Below are 19,054 nucleotides of genomic sequence, written 5' to 3'. Positions count from 1 at the left end.
GGCAACAATGCCGCCGCCGAATTGCTCGGTGTGGCGACGAAGCCATATCACCAGAAGGCTTATGTCACTTGCCTCGATCTCGGCGCGGCGGGCGCGCTGTTCACGCGCGGCTGGGATCGAAAGGTGGAGATGGTCGGCGACGTGGCCAAGAAGACCAAGCACGAAATCAACACCGTGTGGATTTATCCGCCGCGCGCTGAGCGCGCCGCGGCGCTCGCAGCGGCCGATCCAGAGCATGTCTCTGAGGTCTAGCGCTTCGCATAATCAGATCGCGCTCCACGGACGAGCGCGGTCGCTCATGATCGACAAACCTGGAGCTCACCGAATGAAAAATGAGACCGTGCGCGCATCGTCGTTCGCGATGCCCCTGATCAGTCCGGCCTTTCCTCCGGGCCCCTACCGCTTTGTCAACCGCGAATACTTCATCATTCAGTACCGAACCGATCCCGAGGCGCTGCGCCGTGTGGTGCCGGAGCCGCTGGAGCTGACCGAACCGGTGGTGAACTACGAGTTCATCCGCATGCCTGATTCAACGGGCTTCGGTGACTACACCGAGAGCGGCCAAGTTATTCCCGTATCTTACAAGGGCCAGCTTGGCGGCTTCACCCATCAGATGTTCCTCAACGATCATCCGCCGATCGCAGGCGGGCGCGAGCTGTGGGGCTTTCCCAAAAAGCTAGCCCAGCCGAAGCTCGAAGTCGAGATCGACACGCTGGTCGGCACCTTGACCTACGGCTCGGTCCGTGTTGCGACCGGCACCATGGGCTACAAGCACCGCGCCCTCGACACGGTAGCAGAAGCTAGAAAGCTCGCTGCTCCCAATTTCCTGCTCAAGATTATTCCGCATGTCGATGGAACGCCGCGTATTTGCGAGCTGGTGCGTTTCTACCTCGAAGACATCACCGTGAAGGGTGCGTGGACCGGGCCGGCCACTCTGGACCTGTTCTCGCATGCCCTTGCGCCTATCGCCGACCTGCCGGTGCTTCAGGTTCTCTCCGCCAAGCATCTCGTTGCGGACCTGACCCTGGGGCTCGGCAGCGTAGTCCATGACTACTTGGTGCCTGGCCAAGGAGTACTGCGCCCCGACCCAGGCTCTGACGTCTTGATCGAGGCAAATGCTGGCTGATCGAGACCAGTTCTCATACTCGGAGTTTCAGAAATGCTAAACGTCATACGTGAACAAACCGATCCTGTGCCGCAGCAGACAAAGTCGCTACCATACGAGGTTGTGGCCTTGGTGCTGCAGGGAGGTGGCGCGCTTGGTGCCTATCAAGCTGGCGTCTATGAGGGCCTGCACGAAGCTGGCATACGGCCCAATTTTTTGGCCGGCATCTCGATCGGCGCACTCAACGCCGCCATTATAGCCGGATCGCCCGAGGCCGAGCGGGTCGAACGGCTGCGCAAGTTCTGGGAGAGTATCTGCGCTGCACCGGTCGCGTGGCCGGCCGGCGAGGGGCTCGCCAATGCGATGCCCTTCACCTTCGATCTGCGTTCGGCGCACAATGCTCTTGCGGCGATGAGAGCCCTATTCCAGGGGCAACCCGGCTTTTTTAAACCACGCTTCCCGCCGCCGTTCCTTTCGCCCTTCCCGGGCAGCGCGGCGACGAGCTTCTACGATACGTCACCATTGCGGCAGACGCTGGAGCGGCTTGTCGACTTTGACCGGCTGAACGCAGGGGAGGTGCGCGTCAGTGTCGGTGCGGTTAACGTCCGCACGGGAAACTTGACCTACTTCGACACGGCTGAACGCCGACTTGGACCGAACCATTTCATGGCATCTGGGGCGCTGCCGCCGGGCTTCCCTGCGGTCGAGGTCGATGGCGAGCACTATTGGGACGGCGGCGTCGTCTCAAACACGCCTCTGTCTCGGGTCCTGTCGAGCGAGCCGCGCGACACGCTGACTTTCCAGGTAGATCTCTGGTCGGCGCGTGGCCGCGTGCCGAACGATATGATGGAGGTGTCGAGTCGCCAGAAAGACATTCAGTATTCCAGCCGCACGCGCGCCATCACAGATCAGGCGCTGTGGATGCAGAAAATGCGTCAAGCGTTGCATCGGATGCTTGAAATGCTTCCCGATAGCGCAAAGCAGGATCCAGAAATTCGCGTCATCGCGGAGATGGCTCGCCATCGCTCCTGCAACATTATCCATCTGATCTACCAATCCAAGATCTACGAGCGCCATTCAAAGGATTACGAATTCGGGTTGAGCGCAATGCGGGCGCATTGGCAGAGCGGTTTGGAGGATATCCGCCGCACACTGGCCGATCCGCGGCGGCTCGACCCGCCGGCTCCCGAACTCGGCATTGTCACCCACGACATCCACCGCCGCGACTGATCTCTCGTCAAGCCTGACTCTCAAAGCATCGAAAGGAATTCCCATGTTGAAGGGTAAAGTAGCCATCGTCACCGGATCGACTAGCGGTATTGGTCTTGGCGTCGCCAGGGAGCTGGCCAAGCTCCGAGCCGACATCATGTTGAACGGCTTCGGAGAAGCCAGCGAGATCGAGGCGATCCGCAGCGGGATCGAGCGTGAGCATGGCGTGCGCGTGCTTTACGATGGCGCAGATATGTCGAAGGAGGATGCCGTGCGCGGGCTGATCGCAGCGGCAGTTGATAAATTCGGCCGGCTCGACATCCTCGTGAACAATGCTGGCATTCAGTTCACTGCGCCGGTAGAAGAATTCCCGACCGCCAAGTGGAATGCGATCCTGGCGATCAATCTGTCGGCCGCGTTCCACGGTATTGCCGCTGCGGTGCCCCAGATGAAGAAGCAGCGCTGGGGGCGGATCATCAACATCGCTTCCACACACGGCCTCGTTGCTTCAACTCACAAGGCTGCCTACGTCGCGGCCAAGCACGGGCTGATCGGTCTGACCAAAGTGGTCGGCCTGGAGACCGCAGGGAGTGGGGTCACGTGCAACGCGGTCTGTCCAGGCTGGGTACGAACGCCCCTGGTCGACAAGCAGATCGATGACATCGCTGCGCAAAGGGGTATTAACCAGGCGGAAGCCGCCAGGACACTCCTGGCCGAGAAGCAGCCATCTCTCGAATTCGTTTCTCCGGAACAGCTTGGGGGCACCGTTGCGTTCCTGTGTTCGTCTGCCGCCGATCAGATCACTGGAACGGCGATCTCAGTCGACGGTGGCTGGACCGCGCAGTAGCGACTTTTAGTCGGAGCGACCGCAAATATCCGTACTTGCAATAGGTCTCTTGTTATCAAGATCGGCGGTTTCAGCGGACACGGCCGAGCAGTCCGTCCTGGAAGCGAAGCCGCCGTCCCTGCTCAGCACCATCAACGCTGTCTTGTCGGCGACGGACCTTTTTTCGGCATGCCATCCTCTGTTGCCGCGCGGCTCAACGTCGCTGAATTGCTCGTTTGGTCGCCGGCACGGATTCGTAACAAGAGGTGTCGTTGCCGCAACCGTGGTCCCGTTAGCAGGGGATTAGGCGTGTTTCCTTCCAGCGCACTGATCATTGTTGCATTCGCACTACTCCCATCGCGCTCGTCTACCGTCGATCATGCCTGTGAGGAGGCTGAATATGCAAAGTGAAAAGGTGATCATCATGACGGGCGGGAGCTCCGGGATCGTCCGGCTTGTTGGCTCATCCTCGGAATGGATAGTAGGCCATGTAGTTGCGAAGGAAGTCTGGCCCTGAACCCGGTAGCGATGATGGATGCTGACTTGAGGCATAGGCTCGACGAGCTTGAACAGCAGCTGCAGCGGGGAGCAGTCGAGAACGACCGCCTCCAAAGCGAGCTGGCGATAGCTTTGGAGCGGCAGACCGTCACCGCAGGGATCCTCAATGTCATTGCCAGTTCACCGACGGATGTGCAGCCGGTGTTCGACGTCATCTCTGAAAGCTCGCGGCGGCTGCTCGCCGGCCAAACGGCGCTCGTGACTCGTGTCGTCGATGATATGCTTCATCTGGCGACTTGTACGGCGGGAAGCGAGGTCGGTGACGAGGAGATCCGAACCTCATTTCCTGCACCGCTCACCTCGTCTAGTATTCATAGCCGGGTCGCGCTCACGTCGACAATCGCTTTCCGCTCCGATATCGAGACCGAACCTGGGGTCCATCCGTCGATCAAGAACATGGCGCGTGCCAGGGGTTATCGAAGTATCGTGGTCGTACCCATGCTCCGTAAAGGCATGGCGATAGGCACGATCGGAGTCTCGCGCGCCGAACCCGGAGCGTTCACGGATAGCCAGATCAACCTTCTTAAGACATTCGCCGACCAGGCCGTGATTGCGATCGAGAACGCGCGGCTGTTCGAGCAGCTCCAGGCCCGCACGAAGGAGCTCGCCAAGTCTCTCGACGAGTTGCGCGCCGCACAGGACCGCCTAGTGCAGACGGAAAAGCTTATATCGCTCGGTCAACTCACCGCCGGCATTGCGCACGAGATTAAAAACCCACTCAACTTCATCAATAATTTCGCGGCACTCTCAGCCGAACTGATGAGCGAGCTGAATGAAGTTCTCGCGCCGGTTAAGCTGCCGGATGGCATCCGCGACGAGCTCGCCGAGCTGAGCGGAATTCTAACGGACAACCTTCACAAGATCGTGCAGCACGGCAAGCGCGCCGATTCGACCGTCAAGAACATGCTCCTGCATTCGCGTGGCGGCGGCGGCGAGCACCGGTATGCCGACATAAATGCGTTGGTCGAGGAGAGCCTCAATCTTGCTTATCATGGAGCTCGGACCGAGAAGCCGCAGTTCAACGTGACCCTCGGACGCGAATTCGATTCGGAAACCGGCGTCGCCGATGTGTTTCCGCAGGAAATCACACGGGTGCTGCTGAACCTCTTTTCGAACGGCTTCTACGCTGTGGCCGAGCGGTGTAGCGACAGCGGCCCTGAGTTTGAACCGGCGCTCAGCGTCGCCACGCGCAATCGCGGGGAGTACGTCGAAATCCGCATCCGAGACAATGGCGTAGGTATTCCTCCCGAAGTGAAAGAGAAGATGTTCAATCCGTTCTTCACAACTAAGCCGCCGGGCGAAGGGACAGGCCTAGGGCTGTCCATGAGCCACGACATCATTGTGAAGCAACATGGCGGCACAATCGATGTCGAGAGCGAGCCGAGTGAATTCACTGAGTTCACCATCATCCTGCCGCGTAACATCGGTCTTTCTCGCAGTAAAAGGAGACAACTATGACTGTATTGGTTCTTGTTGTAGACGACGAGCCCGATCTTGAGGCCCTGTTTCGCCAGAACTTTCGTCGCGATCTTCGCGCTCGGCGCTTTATAATGGACTTCGCTGGTTCGGCGGCGCAGGCTCTTAGCCGCATTTCTGATAGCGGCGAGCAAACGCTTATTCTCATTCTCTCCGACATCAACATGCCCGGGATGAGCGGGCTCGAAATGCTGCCGGAGGTGCGTGCACGTCGGCCCGACGTTCCCGTGATCATGATCACGGCCTATGGAGATCCCGACACACGCAAGGAGGCACTGGAACGCGGTGCGCAAGCTCTATTGACCAAGCCGATCGACTTCGGTCAGGTCCGTCAGGTGATCGAGGCGAGACTGGAAGAGGCGGCATGACCGCTACGGTTCTCGTGGTCGATGACGAGCCAGATCTGGAGACGCTTGTCCTCCAAAGATTCCGGAGACAGATTCGCGAACGACTCATTAGCTTCGTGTTCGCGCGCGACGGTGTCGAGGCGCTTGAATCGATCGAGCAGCATCCACATGTCGATCTTGTGGTCCTAGACATCAACATGCCGCGCATGGACGGTCTTTCGTTGCTAGCTAAGCTACAGGAACGAGAGGACAAGAAATTTGCTATCGTTGTCTCGGCTTACGGCGATATGTGCAACATACGGACGGCGATGAATCGTGGCGCGTTTGATTTCGTAACTAAGCCAATCGATTTCACGGACCTGGAAACGACAATCCAAAAGACTCTCTGTCACATTGAGGTCTTACGCGAGGCACGCCGCCGCCAGGGGGAAGCGGAACGCGCCCACGCGTCGTTGTCACGCTATTTTTCTCCCGAGCTCGCCAAGCGCCTCGTCGTCGGAGATGGTAGCGACGGCATGCAGGTGCGCTGGCGCGACGTCGCCGTGATATTCACCGATGTCACCAGCTTTACCTCGCTGGTCGAGACCACCGATACGGAAGTGCTGGCGGAGTTGCTCAACGAATATGTCGGCGGGCTGACCGGCGTTGTTTTCGACCACGAGGGAACCGTGGCCAAAGTGATCGGCGATGCGATTCAGGTCCTTTTCAATGCACCAGGCGACCAGGCCGACTATGCGACGCGCGCCGTGGCATGCGCGCGGGACCTCGATCGTTGGGCCGAGTCGTTCCGCGAGCGCTGGAAGCAAAAGGGCGTCGATTTCGGCACCACGCGCATAGGCGTTCACGCGGGCCCCGCGCTGGTCGGTAATTTCGGCGGCGATCGCTTCTTCGACTACACGGCCTATGGAGACACCATCAATACCGCTGCGCGTCTCGAAGCCGCAAACAAGGCACTGGGCACACGGATCTGTGTCAGCGACGCCATCGCGAGCGAGGCACAGGAATTCAGGGGGCGAGTGATCGGCGATCTTGTCCTGCGCGGACGGAGCGAGCCGTTGCGCGCCCACGAGCCCTTATCGGCGGCAGAGTGCGACGCCTCGACCACGACACAATATGTGACCGCTTTTGCAAAGCTCGAGGGAGATGACGTCGACGCTGTGCCGGCCTTCGCCGCACTGGTAGGCATGCATGCCGATGATCCGCTCGCAAACTATCACTTGAGGAGGCTCCTCAACGGCGCCAAGGGCGTCCGCATACAAGTGGGATGATGAAGCGTTGGGCGGCGAGCCACGTTGCGCGATCATCGTTGCACCGCTGCCTCCAGCACCACGGCATCTAACGATTGCCAGATGTCGAAGACGACAAACCAAACGGAGTAAGCTCCACGGCTATCCGATTGGCTGCTTCCACGTCGACCTCGCGGAGGTTCGGACCGAGCAGGGTAGGCTGTCCATGTTCGTGACGATCGACCGGACCAGCAAGTTCGCCCTTGTCATGCTGCATGAGAAGGCGAAAACTGCAGCCTCCCGTGTAGCGTCTTGCTGTTTCCGCGGGTAGGAGCCGCCTTATCAAAGCAGCGGATCTCAAAAAGACTTCTGGCGGCGCCTATTGACCTACAGTAATTCGCAAGAATTATAGAGAAATATCAATGATATATAAGTTCGCAGCTTTATTCTGAATGGCGCGCCATTTTCATTCCTCCTTCCTGAAATAGCCCTAAGAGCTTAATGGGTATGGAGGTTTTCGCGGTCGAAAACACCTCATTGCGCGAGTAGGTCAGACGGTCGGCAAACATGAATCGTAGCACCAATTTCTGAAGGTGCAGGTTGCCGGAAAGCCAGAGTTCATAAGGCTTTGAGAGGAATGTAGCGGCGCGTTCGAACAATTCGTCGAATGAATCCGACGTCTTCCCTAGATATTGCCGTGTTTTCGTCTAGCAGCAGCTTCTGCCGTTCAAGTTCGGAAACACGGCTCTCGTAAGCTTTTGCGGTTTCGGGCGAGCTTGAACCGATGACGAGGTCGATGAGCCGCTACGTCTCCCTCTCGATTTTTAACTTATCACGCTGGTAGCCCTCTGCGATCTCTGAGGCCTGAGCGGGCGCTACGGCGACCGCTTGCCGACTGAAGCGACGGCTCCCGACTTCGGGGGTAGCACGCGGAAGCCGCTCGCTAGCGCTCTGCTATGGGAACGCATCCGCTACCTTTATGGACGCGCGAACCATCTTGTCGTCAACTAAGCTCCTGCGCGACGCTGAGCAGTCTGTCCCTCAGCCACTTGTGTCCCGGATCCGTGGTGTGCCGAGGATGCCAGTACATCGCCTCGTGGATGTCCGGGACCGCGATCGGCGACTCGAGCAGCTTGATGTTCACCGTTCCCAGCAGACGTTTGGCTGCCCGCTCCAGGATAAGACTGACAAGCCGCGTCCCTTCTATGAGAAACGGGTTGAGCAGAAAACTCTCCACCGTGACTTCGATCCGGCGCTGGACGCCGGTGTCGGCAAGATGCTGGTCGGCGAGGTTGAGCTGCCGATCGTTGCCAATTCCGTAGACGAGATGCGGGAGTTCGAGAAATTGCCTCTCGCTTAACTCCTTGCCTGTGACGTCGGGATGGTTTGCGTCGACGGCGCAGAGCCAGCGGTCGCTGAGCAAGGCAGCGGTAGGATAGTCGTTGGGACCGAAGAGCTCGATCGGTTCGATGACGATATCAGCTTGGTTCGTCTGCAACACACGGGCCGCGTCCCGCGCACGCGGCAGCAGATGAACCGTTACGTTCGGGGCTTCGTTGACAATCATTTTGACGAGGGGCGTCAGAAGGACGAGACCCGCGTAATCGGACGCGCTGATCGAGAAAGTCCTCGCATCGGTCGCGGGATTGAAGCCGGGTCGACGTGTGAGCGTCTGTTCGATCTTGCTGAGCGATTCCTTGAGCGAGACGATGAGATCCTCGGCGTTGCGCGTGAGCGCCAGATCACGCCCCACGCGAACGAGCAACGGATCGCTGAAGATGTCGCGTAGTCGGGCGAGAGCCGCGCTCATCGCCGACTGGCTGAGGCCGATACGTTCGCCGGCGCGGCTCACGTTCCGTTCCGTGAGAAGCGCATCGAGAATGACGAGAAGATTGAGGTCGATGTTTCGCAGATTCACCCGTGCTGCCTCCCAACGCATGCGCCTCCGAACGTGGTCAGTTTGCACCATCTCACCCTGCGGATTGAAGCCATTTTGTCGCATGCGCGGAGCCAAAGTCCTTCCATATCGCGCCTGCGAGATGATGATCTGCGCAGTCCTTCCGCAAGCTGCATTCTTAGTGAGCCGTGATTGGCGTTATAACGTGCATCACGCGGATATATCGATGCGACAGATAGTTGGGATATCCATTATCGATTAGACTGGTGGTGCGCGCGCCTTCTAGCCTCTGTGACACGAAGAAGTCGCAACGAGGCGCATCATGAAAAACAACTCGGGATTTGGAAGCGGGCTCGAAGTCTCGCCCTCGCAGTCGAATACTAACGTGGCGGCCTTCCGGGCAGCGATGCGAAACTTCGTCGGAAGTGTCAGCATCGTCACGACGTGGCACCGCGATAGGCCTTGGGGGATGACGATCAATTCGTTCACTTCGGTCTGCACCGATCCTCCGACCATCCTGATCTGCCTTAACAATAAGACCGTGACCGCTATGCACGTGAATGACGGCGGTCGCTTCGCGGTCAATCTGCTAACGCAGGATCAGCTACATCTCTCGGAGCTCTGCTCGCGTCCGAGCGAAGATAAATACGTCGACGAGCATGTCCTTTCGTCTGGAGAAGTCGCCGGAGCGAGCTGCGTTCCGAGGTTGCGCGATGCGTCGGTCGTGTTCGAGTGCAGGGCGGTGAAGCAGCTCGTCGTCGGCAGCCATCGTATCGCGATCGCTGCTATCGAGCGCATCCATGTTCCTGTGGCTCGTCCTCCGCTGCTCTACGGGCAAGGGCGCTACATGCATGGCATTGAACTCGGAGCGCGCGCATGACCGATGCACCATCCGCTGCCGAAGTCGTCAAGAAACTCTACGCCGCATACGACAGGCACGATCACACGGCGATCCAGGAGCTCTATCGACACGACGCGACCCACGACGAGATCTCCCAGTCCAAGACGAAGCAGGGAGCCGCCGACATCGCGACCGGAATGCAGAAGCTATTCGCCTGGCTTCCGGACATCCATTGGAAGGTGAAGGCGATGGTTGGCGGTGAGGACGGAGTCGTAGCCGTCGTCTACGTCATGCGTGCGACCGTGCCGCTCAAGAACGGCGCCACCGAGACCAAGCCCATTTCGTTGCGCGGCGTCCAGCTCGTCGAGGTCGAGAATGGCCGGATACGCCACAGCGAAGACTACTGGGACGCGGCAACGTTCCAGCGACAACTTTCCTGAAAACGTGAGGAGGACTGAACTATGAGAACCGGTGCTGAATATCTGGAATCGCTTCGCGACGGCCGCCGCGTATACGTCGGCGGTGAGCTGATCGAGGACGTGACCGCCCACCCGATGACGAAGGGGTACGCCAACGCAATCGCCGAATATTACGACCTTCATCTCGATCCGAAAAATCAGGACATTGCGACTTTCGTCGATGAAGGCGGCAACCGCCAGTCGATGCACTGGTTTCTTCCGCGCTCCAAAGCCGATGTCATCAAGCGCCGCGAGTATTGCGATTTCCTGTGTCGTCACTTCAAGGGTGGCATCTTCACCCGCCCCCCGGCCGGCATGAACGTGGTCATGTTCACGCAGGTGGACGATCAGAAGCCGTGGTCGGACAATTCGCGCTTTAGTGGCAAGCAACGCGATCTCTCCGGCAACATCCAGCGTCAGTGGGAAGAAGTCACGACCCACGACCTGGCGATCTCCCCCATGTTCCTCGACGTTCAATTCGACCGCGGCCGCGATGACGCGATGGCGGAGACGCCAATGCTGAAGATCATCGAGGAACGCGACGACGGCATCCTCGTCCGCGGTTGGAAAGCCATCGGTACGTCGGTGCCTTTCGTCAACCATCTGCTGATCGGGAATCTGTGGCGCCCCGGACAGACCTCGGAGCAGACCGTCTACGCGTTGGTGCCGATCGCCACCAAGGGTATCTCGGTTGTTGCCCGCAAGTCGAACGCGCAGCCCGACGCCGATCCGTATGATCGTCCGCTCGCCACCATCGGCGACGAACTGGACGCAATGGTCTATTTCGACGACGTGCTCATTCCGTGGGATCGCGTCCAGCACATAGGCAACCCGGATCATGCGAAGTGGTACCCGCAGCGCCAATTCGACTGGGTGCATCTCGAAACGCAGATTCGTCATTGCGTCCACGCTGAATTGATGGTCGGCCTAGCGCTGCTCTTGACTCAATCTCTGGGCACCAGCACCAACCCGCTCGTGGCCGCACAACTCGCAGAACTCATCCGCTTCCGCGAAACATGCCGTGCTTTCATGATCGCCGCGGAGGAGACGGGCTTCGCGACACCGGGCGGGCTCTTCAAGCCGAACAACATCTACATCGATTTCGGCCGCGCCTATTATCTTGAGAACCAGGCCAAGATGGTCAATACGCTGATCGACTTCTGCGGTCGCGGCGTCGTCATTCAGCCGTCGAAACGCGAGATGGACGACCCGTACATCGGTCCGAAACTCGCCGAGGCGCTCCGTGGTGCGGAGATCAGCGCTTACGACCGCATCAAGATCTTCCGTCAAATTAGCGAGCGTTTCCTGAGCGAATGGGGCAATCGCCACGAGATGTTCGAGAAGTTCAACGGCACGCCTCTCTATCTCATCAACCTGCTAACGATGCAGCGCACCGAATATCAGGTCGATGGTCCGTTGACCGAGCTCGCGCGAAAAGTGTTGGGATTTGGCGACACAGCGGAGCTCGGCAAGCGCGCGCAGGAAGCCGAACAAAAGTCGCACTATGCAAGCGTCCGCTTCCAGCCCGAATATGCGAAGGCGCAAGATGTGCAGAAGGGCTACATGAACGACGCCGCCGGATAGGTATGCGTTCGAGTGGCTGCGGGAGCCAGGAGGCTCCCGCAGATTCTCTAGTTTCTCCGAGACTTACAGATGCATCCCTTCACATTCTCCGGCCTGCCGACACGCGTCATATTCGGATCGGGAACAATCGAGGCGATAGGCAGCGAGGTCGAGCGGCTCGACAAGAAGCGCGCCTTCATCGTTTGCAGCGAGCCCCAGAAGCGGGAGGGGGAGCGGTTAGGGCAGTTACTCGGCAATGCCTGCGTTGACGTCTATTCCGGGGCAGTGCTGCACACGCCGGTCAGGGTTACGAAAGACGCCATCCGCGCTACCAACGGCGCCGCATCGGACTGTGTGGTGTCGATCGGGGGCGGGTCTGCGATCGGCTTGGGCAAAGCGATCGCACTGCGCTTGGGAATTCCGCAGATCTGCGTACCAACCACCTATGCCGGTTCGGAAATGACGCCGATACTCGGTCAGATGGAGGACGGCGAGAAGAAGACGTTGACCGATCCGACGATCCTTCCAAAAACGGTGATCTACGATATTGAACTAACGAAGTCGTTGCCGGCACGGCTTTCCGCTGCTTCAGGACTCAATGCTATCGCACATGCTGCCGAGGCGCTCTACGCCAAGAACTGCAATCCCATCATCTCAATGCTGGCTCAGGAAGGCATCGCAGCCCTTGTCAGGTCGCTTCCCCGGATCATGGCCGATCTCAAAGACGATCTAGGGCGCTCCGATGCCTTGTACGGTGCTTGGCTGTGCGGCGTTTGCCTGGGGTCGGTCGGAATGGCGCTTCATCACAAGCTTTGCCATGTCGTTGGCGGCTCCTTCGATCTGCCGCATGCCGAGACGCACGCAATCCTGTTGCCGCACGCGCTCGCCTACAATTTGGAGGCGGCGCCGGCCGCCTTGGAGGCGCTGCGGGTGGCGACCGGCGCGAACGATCCGACCAAACGGATCTACGACCTTTCACGTTCCTTGGGACTGCCGGCATCTCTTTCCGAGATCGGTTTCGGAGAAGAGAACATCGAACGAGCCGCCACACTGGCATTGAAGAACTCCTACTGGAATCCGCGTCGGTTCGACGAATCTTCGATTCGGGACATCCTGCGCGCGGCATGTGACGGTCGCGCACCGAACGCGTTTCATGGTGCCGATTGCCGACTTTAGAACGAACGATCAACTGAAGAAAAGAGCAGGGAGCCATGAGAAACTTCGACGAGATAACGATTACCAACGCGGTTATTGAACGCCTGTCCGGCGCCAGCGACGCGCGGATCGCGGACATTAGCGCGTCCCTGATCCGTCATCTGCATGCGTTTGTCCGGGAGGTCAGGCCGACCATTGAAGAGTGGGAAAAGGGGATCGCGTTTCTGACGGACACGGGCAGAATGTGCAGCGATACCCGGCAGGAGTTCGTGCTTCTGTCTGACACGCTCGGCGTCTCGATGCTTGTCGACGCCATTAATCACGGAGCCGGAGAAGGCGTGACGGAATCGACTGTTCTCGGCCCCTTCTATGTTGAGAGTCCTCCGGAGAAAGCCCCGGGCGAAGATATTTCAGCCGGAATCGAAGGCGAGCCTCTGATCGTGACTGGTTCGGTGCATGCGCCGGACGGTACGCCGATCAAAGGTGCCACGGTCGATGTCTGGCACTCAGATGGCGACGGATATTACGACGTGCAGCATTTGGAAGAGACTGGCGGCCTAGCGATGAGAGCGAGGTTCTCGACGGACGGCGAGGGTAAATTCCGATTTTGGACCATCAAGCCGGCGGCTTACCCGATACCCCATGATGGACCGGTCGGTGCGATGCTGGAGAAGCAGGGCCGACACCCCTGGCGTCCTGCCCACGTCCATTTCATGATCTCCGCGGACGGATATCAGAAGCTCGTGACACATGTGTTTGCGGAAGGCGATCAGTATCTGGATTCTGACGTGGTATTCGGCGTCAAGGACAGCTTGGTCCGGGAATTCGTCGCGAAGCCGCCGGGGCCGGCGCCAGACGGGCTGTTGCGAAATTCCCCTTTCTTCCATCTTCACTACGACTTCGGCTTGCACGCATCCTAGCGGCAAGGTCGTAGATTCAATCTGTCGGCGATCGCGATGCAGATTGCGGCCGCTGGCACTCGCTCAAGCGATGTGTTCGCCGCGTGTGGCTTTACGATTTTGAGAAGATCAGATCAAAAATCTCGACGTCGATCGTGACGCCGTCTTGTGGGATCTCGCCATTTGCATCCAGAAACCGGGCTCGCTTGAGCGTGTGGACGGGAATAGCCACCAATTCTAGGTGTTGCATGCACGGAAGCGCAATCGAGAATCTGGCGTGAAGAAGCAAGCTGCGTAAGCAGGGACTATCGCAGAGAGGCAAACACGCGGCGGAATAGACGCCATAGGTTCACTCCGGCCTCCGGGAAGGTCTCTCTCCTATATACCTCCGTGGAGCGGCGAAGAACTTTAGCGGCGAGGTGGGGGAGGGGAGGGGTCCACCTCGCCGCTACACGGCATGCCGGCAGCAGCATGCCGCGAAACACGGTTCGTGCGGTTCCAAAGTCGCTGAGACGTGCGTCTCGACCAGGTTACTGCCGGGACATCTGCAGATGAACGCCGCGTATCTCGCTCTTCGAAGTGAGCGAGAACGATTGTCGGTCTCCTCGGGTCGAAACGGTCAGATTGGCTGAAAACCCAGGTGCGTCCGCGACGGCGGAGATCGTGCCTCCTGATGCCCGTCCGACCAGACTTCCACTCATGCCGCGGTTCGATTCGCTCCATGAGCCCGCAAGCGCGCCGCCCTGGCTGGTGAGATCGCTGCTCAGTTCGAAGCGGTAGCTATCGCTGGCGCAGCGAAGCGTCTGCTGCAGGCGCACGCCACCCTCGCGGGTCAAATAGTTGGCCTTACAGCGAAGGCGCTCTTTGGACCCGTCCGACAATGAGATACTGCCTGAGCCTGACCATGCTCCTTCCAACCCGGCAAATGCCGAGGAAGCGGCACGCGCGGGCAGCGCAAATGCGGTCAATGAAATGGCCAGCAGGATAGTCGGAGCCGATGATTTCTTCACGAGGAGTTCCATCCGGTAACCTTCAAAAATAGAAGTCGTCAGATGCTAAGGTTCGGCGGTCCTCAGCGATACCTATCCAACCGTATAGAATGACATTCGTAAGCGACTCTGCGATTTCGTCGCCCGCGACCTCAAGGCGATCGGCGGTACGCGCACCGTTACAGGCGACCCGCAAGGGCGTTAGACACCAAGATGGTTCATTCGTCTCTGACAAGAAGCCCCGCATTGGCTTCGATCAATGGTTCGCCGTCGTGCCTAGAGAATGATTGGCCTGCGCGCCTGCCGCATTCGATCGCCCAGCGCATGAAAGAAAAATCGACATGATCAAGTTACTTGTTGTGGCCTCATCAAGGTGGTTCTGGGTCGCAATGAGCTTGACTGCCGTGGCGCTTGGCGCGGGGCTGATGAGCTTGGGCACCGCACGCATTCAGCCTGAGGTACCTCCTGGCCTGCCCGGCGCGCCCTACGCGGAAATGCCTGCCATCGCCCCGATCGGCGTACGTGTTGATCGATATCTTTCACCGCCGTCAGACGCTGCAGCAACGCCAGTCGATCCCGCCAAGGGCTACCGTCTCCAGCAACTGGGTCGTGGCCTCTACTTAGTCACGGACAATGGCTACCAGTCGATGTTTCTCGTCTACGAGGAGGGTGTGGTCGTGGTGGATGCGCCGCCGAGCTATTCGGCCCATCTGAGGCAGGCTATCGCGGAGGTGACGGATCGACCGGTCACTCACGTGGTCTACAGCCATGCTCACATCGACCATATCGGCGGCGTAACAGACATCGGCGGGCACCCGACAATCATCGCCCAGGACGAGACGATGCGTCTACTGCTCCGCGCGAAGGATCAGAAGCGTCCACTCCCCACGATCACGTTCCGTGACCACTACGAACTGAAGCTCGGCAGCCAGGTCCTGGAACTAAGCTATCACGGCGTCGCCCACGCGCCGGGTAATATCTTTACCTGGGCGCCGGAGCAGAAGGTGCTGATGGTGATCGATATCATATTCCCGGGCTGGATGCCGTGGGGGCGCTTCGCCGACGCGCAAGATGTGCCAGGCTATTTCGAGCAGATGGCCGAGATCGACAGAATCCCATTTGAAACCCTAGTGGGCGGACATGTGGACCGTATCGGAACCCACGCCGACGTTCGCGCTCAAATGGAGTTCATGAACGATATCAAGGCTGCAACGGCAGCGGCGCTGCAGTCGACCCCAGTCGGTGCCGAGATGGACAAAGCGGACACTGCTAATCCCTGGGCCGTGTCTGACAACTACATCGACCGTGTGATCGTGAAGTGTATCAACGCTGTTACGCCAAGGTGGCGTTCAAGGCTTGCCGGCTACGATATATTCATCTGGGACCAGTGTCATGCCATGCAGCAGAGCCTTCGCGTAGACTGAGGTCCTTCATCGACAAGATCGCACGGGTGAAAATCAGCCGGCTTTTCGGCGCAGCTGCGGTGTTAACGGTCATCGATCATTTTTGCATGCCGTCGAGAAGCTCATTTCCTTGCGGCAGTAACTAGGCTGTTCGGAGCCGCCCGTAACCGTAGCGAAGAGCGCAGGCGTGTGCGAAATTGAGCTTCGGCTCTCGGCGATAGATACTCCGTCATCTTCAACGCAGCCAAAATTCCGAAAAAGCGGGGATCCGAAGCATTGTTCGGAAGCGCCCGCGTAACGCGGTCGAATGATCTGCTCCCTGAATTGCCCGTCCTCACTCCTCCTCGAGCGTGGCGGGCGATTTCTTGAATGAGTCCCCGAGCGCTCGCGGGCGTTAGAGTTGCGTGGCCGATAGCCGTTCGCGCCTATGCGCCGCAGCAAAATCACGCAGAGGGCCAGCAGGGACGATACCCGTTGGGTTGATGGAGCGATGGCTTTGGTAGTAGTGACACTTGATGTGCTCGAAATTCACGGTCGAAGCGATCCCTGGCCGCTGGTAAACATCACGGGTGTACCCGGACAGGTTGGGGTAGTCGGCAAGAGCTCGAATATTGCACTTGAACTGGCCGAAATAGGCGACGTCAAACCTGATCAGCGTAGCAAATAACCGGATGTCCCCTTCAGTCAAACGATCGCCGAAAAGGAAGCGGCTATCCGCAAGATGCGTTTCGAGCCAATCCAACGTCTCAAAAAGCGGAATAATGGCTTTGTCGTAGGCGGTTTGCGAGGTCGCGAATCCCGCCTTGTAGACACCATTGTTGAGAGTGTCATAGATCCTGGCGTTTACGGCATCGATCTCCTTTCGGAGCTCACGTGGATAAAAATCGTTGGGCCTCGCACCTTGGTGATCGAACGCTGAATTCATCATGCGAACGATTTCGGAGGACTCGTTGCTTACGATCGTGCCCTGTTCTATGTCCCACAGCACCGGAACGGTCGCCCGGCCAGTGTATTGACTGTTAGCGATTGTGTAGACCTGATGTAGAAATTCCGCCCCATTGATATGGTCGGCTATCACTCCCTGGCCTTTTGCGAAACTCCATCCCTGTTCCGCCATCAGCCAATGCACAACGGATACGGAGATCTTGTCTTCAAGACCCTTGAGTACCCTTGTGATCAGTGTTCGATGGGCCCAAGGACAGGCAAGACTGACGTATAGGTGATATCGACCCGCCTTGGCCTTAAACCCACCGACACCACTCGGACCAGGACCTCCATCTGCGGTAATCCAGTTGCGGAAAGCCGCGTCCTGCCGCACGAAGGAGCCGCCTGTTGCACTAGTGTCATACCAATTGTCACGCCATTCACCTTCAATCAACAATCCCATATCATCCTCCGCGCGTGATCATCTCTCGCCGCCGCGTATCCAGAAGGACCGCTGACGACGTCGACCGCAGGGTCTAAGTGATAGCATAAGTAGTCATGCGATCCATTCTACCCGACCGCTGAGCCACAAAGTCGAAAAGGCTTTTGTCGGCCCGAACGGTCGACGGTGAACCTAGCGATCGAGAGGATATCTTTGACAAGTTCGACCGGAACGGCCTTATCCGTAAAACCACGCTTCGCCCGCCGACACTTGATGAGCTCGTCGATGTGAAAAGGACCCTTGTCGTCGTTCTGCACATGCTGCTTAAGCTCCAGTGTCATTCGTCTCTCCCGAATGTTTGAACCGTGGCCGGTGGGCCGTATGACCTATCTTCGGAGTTCAACCGCTGTCCAGGGAAGTAGTCGTTCTTCGGACTTATCGTTCGACAATCTGAACGATGCGAAGACCTACCTAGTCCGATGCAGCCCGGTCGCGTTCGGGCATGAGAAGGAGCCCGTTCCTTCCAAGCTCCGCAACAAAAAGGTCAACAGCCGCGGCGGTACCTTCGGCTACGGTTTTTCGATCGACCCAGTCACTTTTGTAGCAATGTACGCGATTGGGGACATCCTTTAATCCGAGCTTCAAGGGCAGGCGATTACATTACATGCAGCGATCTGACACTTTTATACTGCGTCGAGCGATCGCAGTCTTCGCAATGAAACGACGTCAGAATAGATCGCGTAAGCGATGTTTCGTTTGTGGAACGAGGGACTAGTCGGAAGAGAGAAAGATATTGCGAAATCGCCTAGCGGAAATTGTCGGCGATCCCGCGCAGGACATGACCGTAGTTGGGAAGCGGCCAAATCTGCGTGACTCGTAATCTACCAACCTCCGCTTCACCCTATCTCTAGAACGCCGTAATCTAAGAGGAGCTTCAACGTTCCAATCCGAGAGCGGCTATACGGTGCGGCAGACGCGCAGTCCAATCAAGCAGATAACCGAGGATGCCGATAATGACGACCATCGCTGCAAGCTCGGAATATGCGAGACGATCGCGGGTATCGAGAATGAAGTAGCCGACACCGGCGGATACGCCCAGCATTTCGCAGGGCACCAATACGATCCAGACTACGCCAATGGCGAGCCGCAAGCCGACGAGGACGTGCCCCAGTACGCCAGGGAACACTATGTGCCGCATGGTTTCCCACCGAGTTGCGGAAAGGCTGTCGGCTAGGCGGAGCCAATGCGGATTCAGGCGACGCACGCCTTCCGCGGTGTTCAGGAGGATCGGCCAAACGGCGGCGAAAGTGAGCAGGAAGTATATCGGTCTGTCGCCGAGACCGAACACCATCACCGCGATGGGCATCCAGGATAAAGGCGAGATCATTCGGAGAAACTGAAAGGACGGGGCTGTCGCCGCATTCAGGTGAGCGTACGTGCCGACAACCAAGCCGATGGGAACGCCGATGAGGAGCGCAAACCCGAGTCCTACCAGAACCCTTCGCAGACTGACGAGGACGTGGACCCATAGGTCGGGGCCTGTGATCAGATGCGCGAGGCTCGCAAACGCGCTTGTTGGGGAGAAACGAGAGATGAATCCTCCTCCCGAGACCAACGGACTGGTGCTAAGCCACCAGACGCTGACGAGGACGAGCAGGCCGGACACACCAAGTACGGTGCCCCCGATGACGCCGGGACCGCCACGGGGGCGGCGCGAGGCGGACGGCGCATTCTCG

Annotated in this window: 17 protein-coding genes and 2 pseudogenes; 14 read left to right on the top strand and 5 right to left on the bottom strand. The window is 58.6% G+C overall.

From position 1 onward, the window contains the following. From HP556_RS00985 to HP556_RS00950, 8 genes and pseudogenes are all read left to right on the top strand, one after another. Nucleotides 1–252, top strand: a pseudogene (locus HP556_RS00985) (NAD(P)/FAD-dependent oxidoreductase); the annotation flags it as partial. A gap of 73 nt (nt 253–325) precedes the next feature. Next, the gene (locus HP556_RS00980) at nt 326–1,126 is read left to right on the top strand and encodes an acetoacetate decarboxylase (RefSeq protein WP_175365575.1); all 801 of its coding nucleotides are present in this window, start codon (nt 326–328) and stop codon (nt 1,124–1,126) included. Nucleotides 1,127–1,159: 33 nt separating this feature from the next. Beyond that, nucleotides 1,160–2,335 (top strand): DUF3734 domain-containing protein, encoded by a 1,176-nt coding sequence (locus HP556_RS00975; RefSeq protein ID WP_175365574.1) that lies wholly within the window; start codon nt 1,160–1,162, stop codon nt 2,333–2,335. A 43-nt stretch (nt 2,336–2,378) separates the two neighbouring features. Continuing rightward, nucleotides 2,379–3,161, top strand: a complete 783-nt coding sequence (locus HP556_RS00970; protein ID WP_175365581.1) for a 3-hydroxybutyrate dehydrogenase — start codon at nt 2,379–2,381, stop codon at nt 3,159–3,161. A gap of 507 nt (nt 3,162–3,668) precedes the next feature. Next, nucleotides 3,669–5,156, top strand: coding sequence for a GAF domain-containing sensor histidine kinase (locus tag HP556_RS00965; RefSeq protein WP_246297271.1), 1,488 nt, complete (start codon nt 3,669–3,671; stop codon nt 5,154–5,156). Continuing rightward, entirely contained in the window at nt 5,153–5,542 is a 390-nt protein-coding gene (locus tag HP556_RS00960) for a response regulator (RefSeq protein WP_175365573.1), read from the top strand. The genes HP556_RS00965 and HP556_RS00960 overlap by 4 nt, the downstream gene beginning before the upstream one ends. Continuing rightward, the gene (locus HP556_RS00955) at nt 5,539–6,789 is read left to right on the top strand and encodes an adenylate/guanylate cyclase domain-containing protein (protein WP_175365572.1); all 1,251 of its coding nucleotides are present in this window, start codon (nt 5,539–5,541) and stop codon (nt 6,787–6,789) included. Before HP556_RS00960 ends, HP556_RS00955 begins: the two co-directional genes overlap by 4 nt. A gap of 20 nt (nt 6,790–6,809) precedes the next feature. After that, nucleotides 6,810–7,033: pseudogene (locus HP556_RS00950) on the top strand (IS481 family transposase); the annotation flags it as partial. A gap of 717 nt (nt 7,034–7,750) precedes the next feature. On the opposite strand, the gene HP556_RS00945 reads toward HP556_RS00950, so the two are convergent. Further along, nucleotides 7,751–8,665, bottom strand: coding sequence for a LysR family transcriptional regulator (locus tag HP556_RS00945; protein WP_210269015.1), 915 nt, complete (start codon nt 8,663–8,665; stop codon nt 7,751–7,753). Nucleotides 8,666–9,029: 364 nt separating this feature from the next. Between HP556_RS00945 and HP556_RS00940 the strand changes: the two genes are divergently transcribed. The 5 genes from HP556_RS00940 to HP556_RS00920 all read left to right on the top strand — a co-directional run bounded on the left by HP556_RS00940 (nt 9,030) and on the right by HP556_RS00920 (nt 13,581). After that, on the top strand, nt 9,030–9,524 hold the full coding sequence (locus HP556_RS00940; RefSeq protein WP_175365570.1) for a flavin reductase: 495 nt from the start codon (nt 9,030–9,032) through the stop codon (nt 9,522–9,524). Further along, entirely contained in the window at nt 9,521–9,925 is a 405-nt protein-coding gene (locus tag HP556_RS00935; protein ID WP_175365569.1) for a nuclear transport factor 2 family protein, read from the top strand. The genes HP556_RS00940 and HP556_RS00935 overlap by 4 nt, the downstream gene beginning before the upstream one ends. Before the next feature lie 21 nt (nt 9,926–9,946). Next, on the top strand, nt 9,947–11,527 hold the full coding sequence (locus tag HP556_RS00930; protein ID WP_175365568.1) for a 4-hydroxyphenylacetate 3-hydroxylase family protein: 1,581 nt from the start codon (nt 9,947–9,949) through the stop codon (nt 11,525–11,527). 69 nt (nt 11,528–11,596) lie between these two features. After that, entirely contained in the window at nt 11,597–12,682 is a 1,086-nt protein-coding gene (locus HP556_RS00925) for a maleylacetate reductase (protein WP_175365567.1), read from the top strand. A 35-nt stretch (nt 12,683–12,717) separates the two neighbouring features. Next, nucleotides 12,718–13,581 (top strand): intradiol ring-cleavage dioxygenase, encoded by an 864-nt coding sequence (locus HP556_RS00920; protein WP_175365566.1) that lies wholly within the window; start codon nt 12,718–12,720, stop codon nt 13,579–13,581. Nucleotides 13,582–14,090: 509 nt separating this feature from the next. Here the strand turns inward: HP556_RS00920 and HP556_RS00915 are convergent. Next, a complete protein-coding gene (locus tag HP556_RS00915) occupies nt 14,091–14,582 on the bottom strand; it encodes a hypothetical protein (protein WP_175365565.1) in 492 nt (163 codons plus the stop codon). Nucleotides 14,583–14,890: 308 nt separating this feature from the next. On the opposite strand from HP556_RS00915, the gene HP556_RS00910 reads away from it, so the two are divergent. Beyond that, nucleotides 14,891–15,973 (top strand): MBL fold metallo-hydrolase, encoded by a 1,083-nt coding sequence (locus HP556_RS00910; protein ID WP_246297262.1) that lies wholly within the window; start codon nt 14,891–14,893, stop codon nt 15,971–15,973. A 373-nt stretch (nt 15,974–16,346) separates the two neighbouring features. On the opposite strand, the gene HP556_RS00905 is transcribed toward HP556_RS00910, so the two are convergent. From HP556_RS00905 to HP556_RS00895, 3 genes are all read right to left on the bottom strand, one after another. Beyond that, nucleotides 16,347–17,339 carry a glutathione S-transferase family protein gene (locus HP556_RS00905; RefSeq protein ID WP_175365564.1) on the bottom strand — a complete coding sequence of 331 codons (993 nt, stop codon included), beginning with the start codon at nt 17,337–17,339 and terminating at the stop codon, nt 16,347–16,349. Between the two features lie 107 nt (nt 17,340–17,446). Then, nucleotides 17,447–17,659, bottom strand: a complete 213-nt coding sequence (locus tag HP556_RS00900; RefSeq protein ID WP_175365563.1) for a nitroreductase family protein — start codon at nt 17,657–17,659, stop codon at nt 17,447–17,449. 593 nt (nt 17,660–18,252) lie between these two features. Beyond that, nucleotides 18,253–18,984, bottom strand: coding sequence for an ABC transporter permease (locus tag HP556_RS00895; RefSeq protein WP_338117514.1), 732 nt, complete (start codon nt 18,982–18,984; stop codon nt 18,253–18,255). Nucleotides 18,985–19,054 lie beyond the last annotated feature (70 nt).

This window comes from Tardiphaga robiniae (assembly GCF_013359755.1).
GTDB classification, from domain to species: domain Bacteria; phylum Pseudomonadota; class Alphaproteobacteria; order Rhizobiales; family Xanthobacteraceae; genus Tardiphaga; species Tardiphaga robiniae.
The sequence above is the reverse complement of the archived record's forward strand: the minus strand, read 5'-3'. Positions and strand labels throughout refer to the sequence as shown.

Bases quoted from the DNA above. Each gene is read 5' to 3' on its own strand.
- HP556_RS00980 (WP_175365575.1), top strand. From the start codon at position 326: ATGAAAAATGAGACCGTGCGCGCATCGTCGTTCGCGATGCCCCTGATC.
- HP556_RS00975 (WP_175365574.1), top strand. From the start codon at position 1,160: ATGCTAAACGTCATACGTGAACAAACCGATCCTGTGCCGCAGCAGACA.
- HP556_RS00970 (WP_175365581.1), top strand. From the start codon at position 2,379: ATGTTGAAGGGTAAAGTAGCCATCGTCACCGGATCGACTAGCGGTATT.
- HP556_RS00965 (WP_246297271.1), top strand. From the start codon at position 3,669: ATGATGGATGCTGACTTGAGGCATAGGCTCGACGAGCTTGAACAGCAG.
- HP556_RS00960 (WP_175365573.1), top strand. From the start codon at position 5,153: ATGACTGTATTGGTTCTTGTTGTAGACGACGAGCCCGATCTTGAGGCC.
- HP556_RS00955 (WP_175365572.1), top strand. From the start codon at position 5,539: ATGACCGCTACGGTTCTCGTGGTCGATGACGAGCCAGATCTGGAGACG.
- HP556_RS00935 (WP_175365569.1), top strand. From the start codon at position 9,521: ATGACCGATGCACCATCCGCTGCCGAAGTCGTCAAGAAACTCTACGCC.
- HP556_RS00930 (WP_175365568.1), top strand. From the start codon at position 9,947: ATGAGAACCGGTGCTGAATATCTGGAATCGCTTCGCGACGGCCGCCGC.
- HP556_RS00925 (WP_175365567.1), top strand. From the start codon at position 11,597: ATGCATCCCTTCACATTCTCCGGCCTGCCGACACGCGTCATATTCGGA.
- HP556_RS00920 (WP_175365566.1), top strand. From the start codon at position 12,718: ATGAGAAACTTCGACGAGATAACGATTACCAACGCGGTTATTGAACGC.
- HP556_RS00915 (WP_175365565.1), bottom strand. From the start codon at position 14,582: ATGGAACTCCTCGTGAAGAAATCATCGGCTCCGACTATCCTGCTGGCC.
- HP556_RS00910 (WP_246297262.1), top strand. From the start codon at position 14,891: ATGATCAAGTTACTTGTTGTGGCCTCATCAAGGTGGTTCTGGGTCGCA.
- HP556_RS00905 (WP_175365564.1), bottom strand. From the start codon at position 17,339: ATGGGATTGTTGATTGAAGGTGAATGGCGTGACAATTGGTATGACACT.
- HP556_RS00900 (WP_175365563.1), bottom strand. From the start codon at position 17,659: ATGACACTGGAGCTTAAGCAGCATGTGCAGAACGACGACAAGGGTCCT.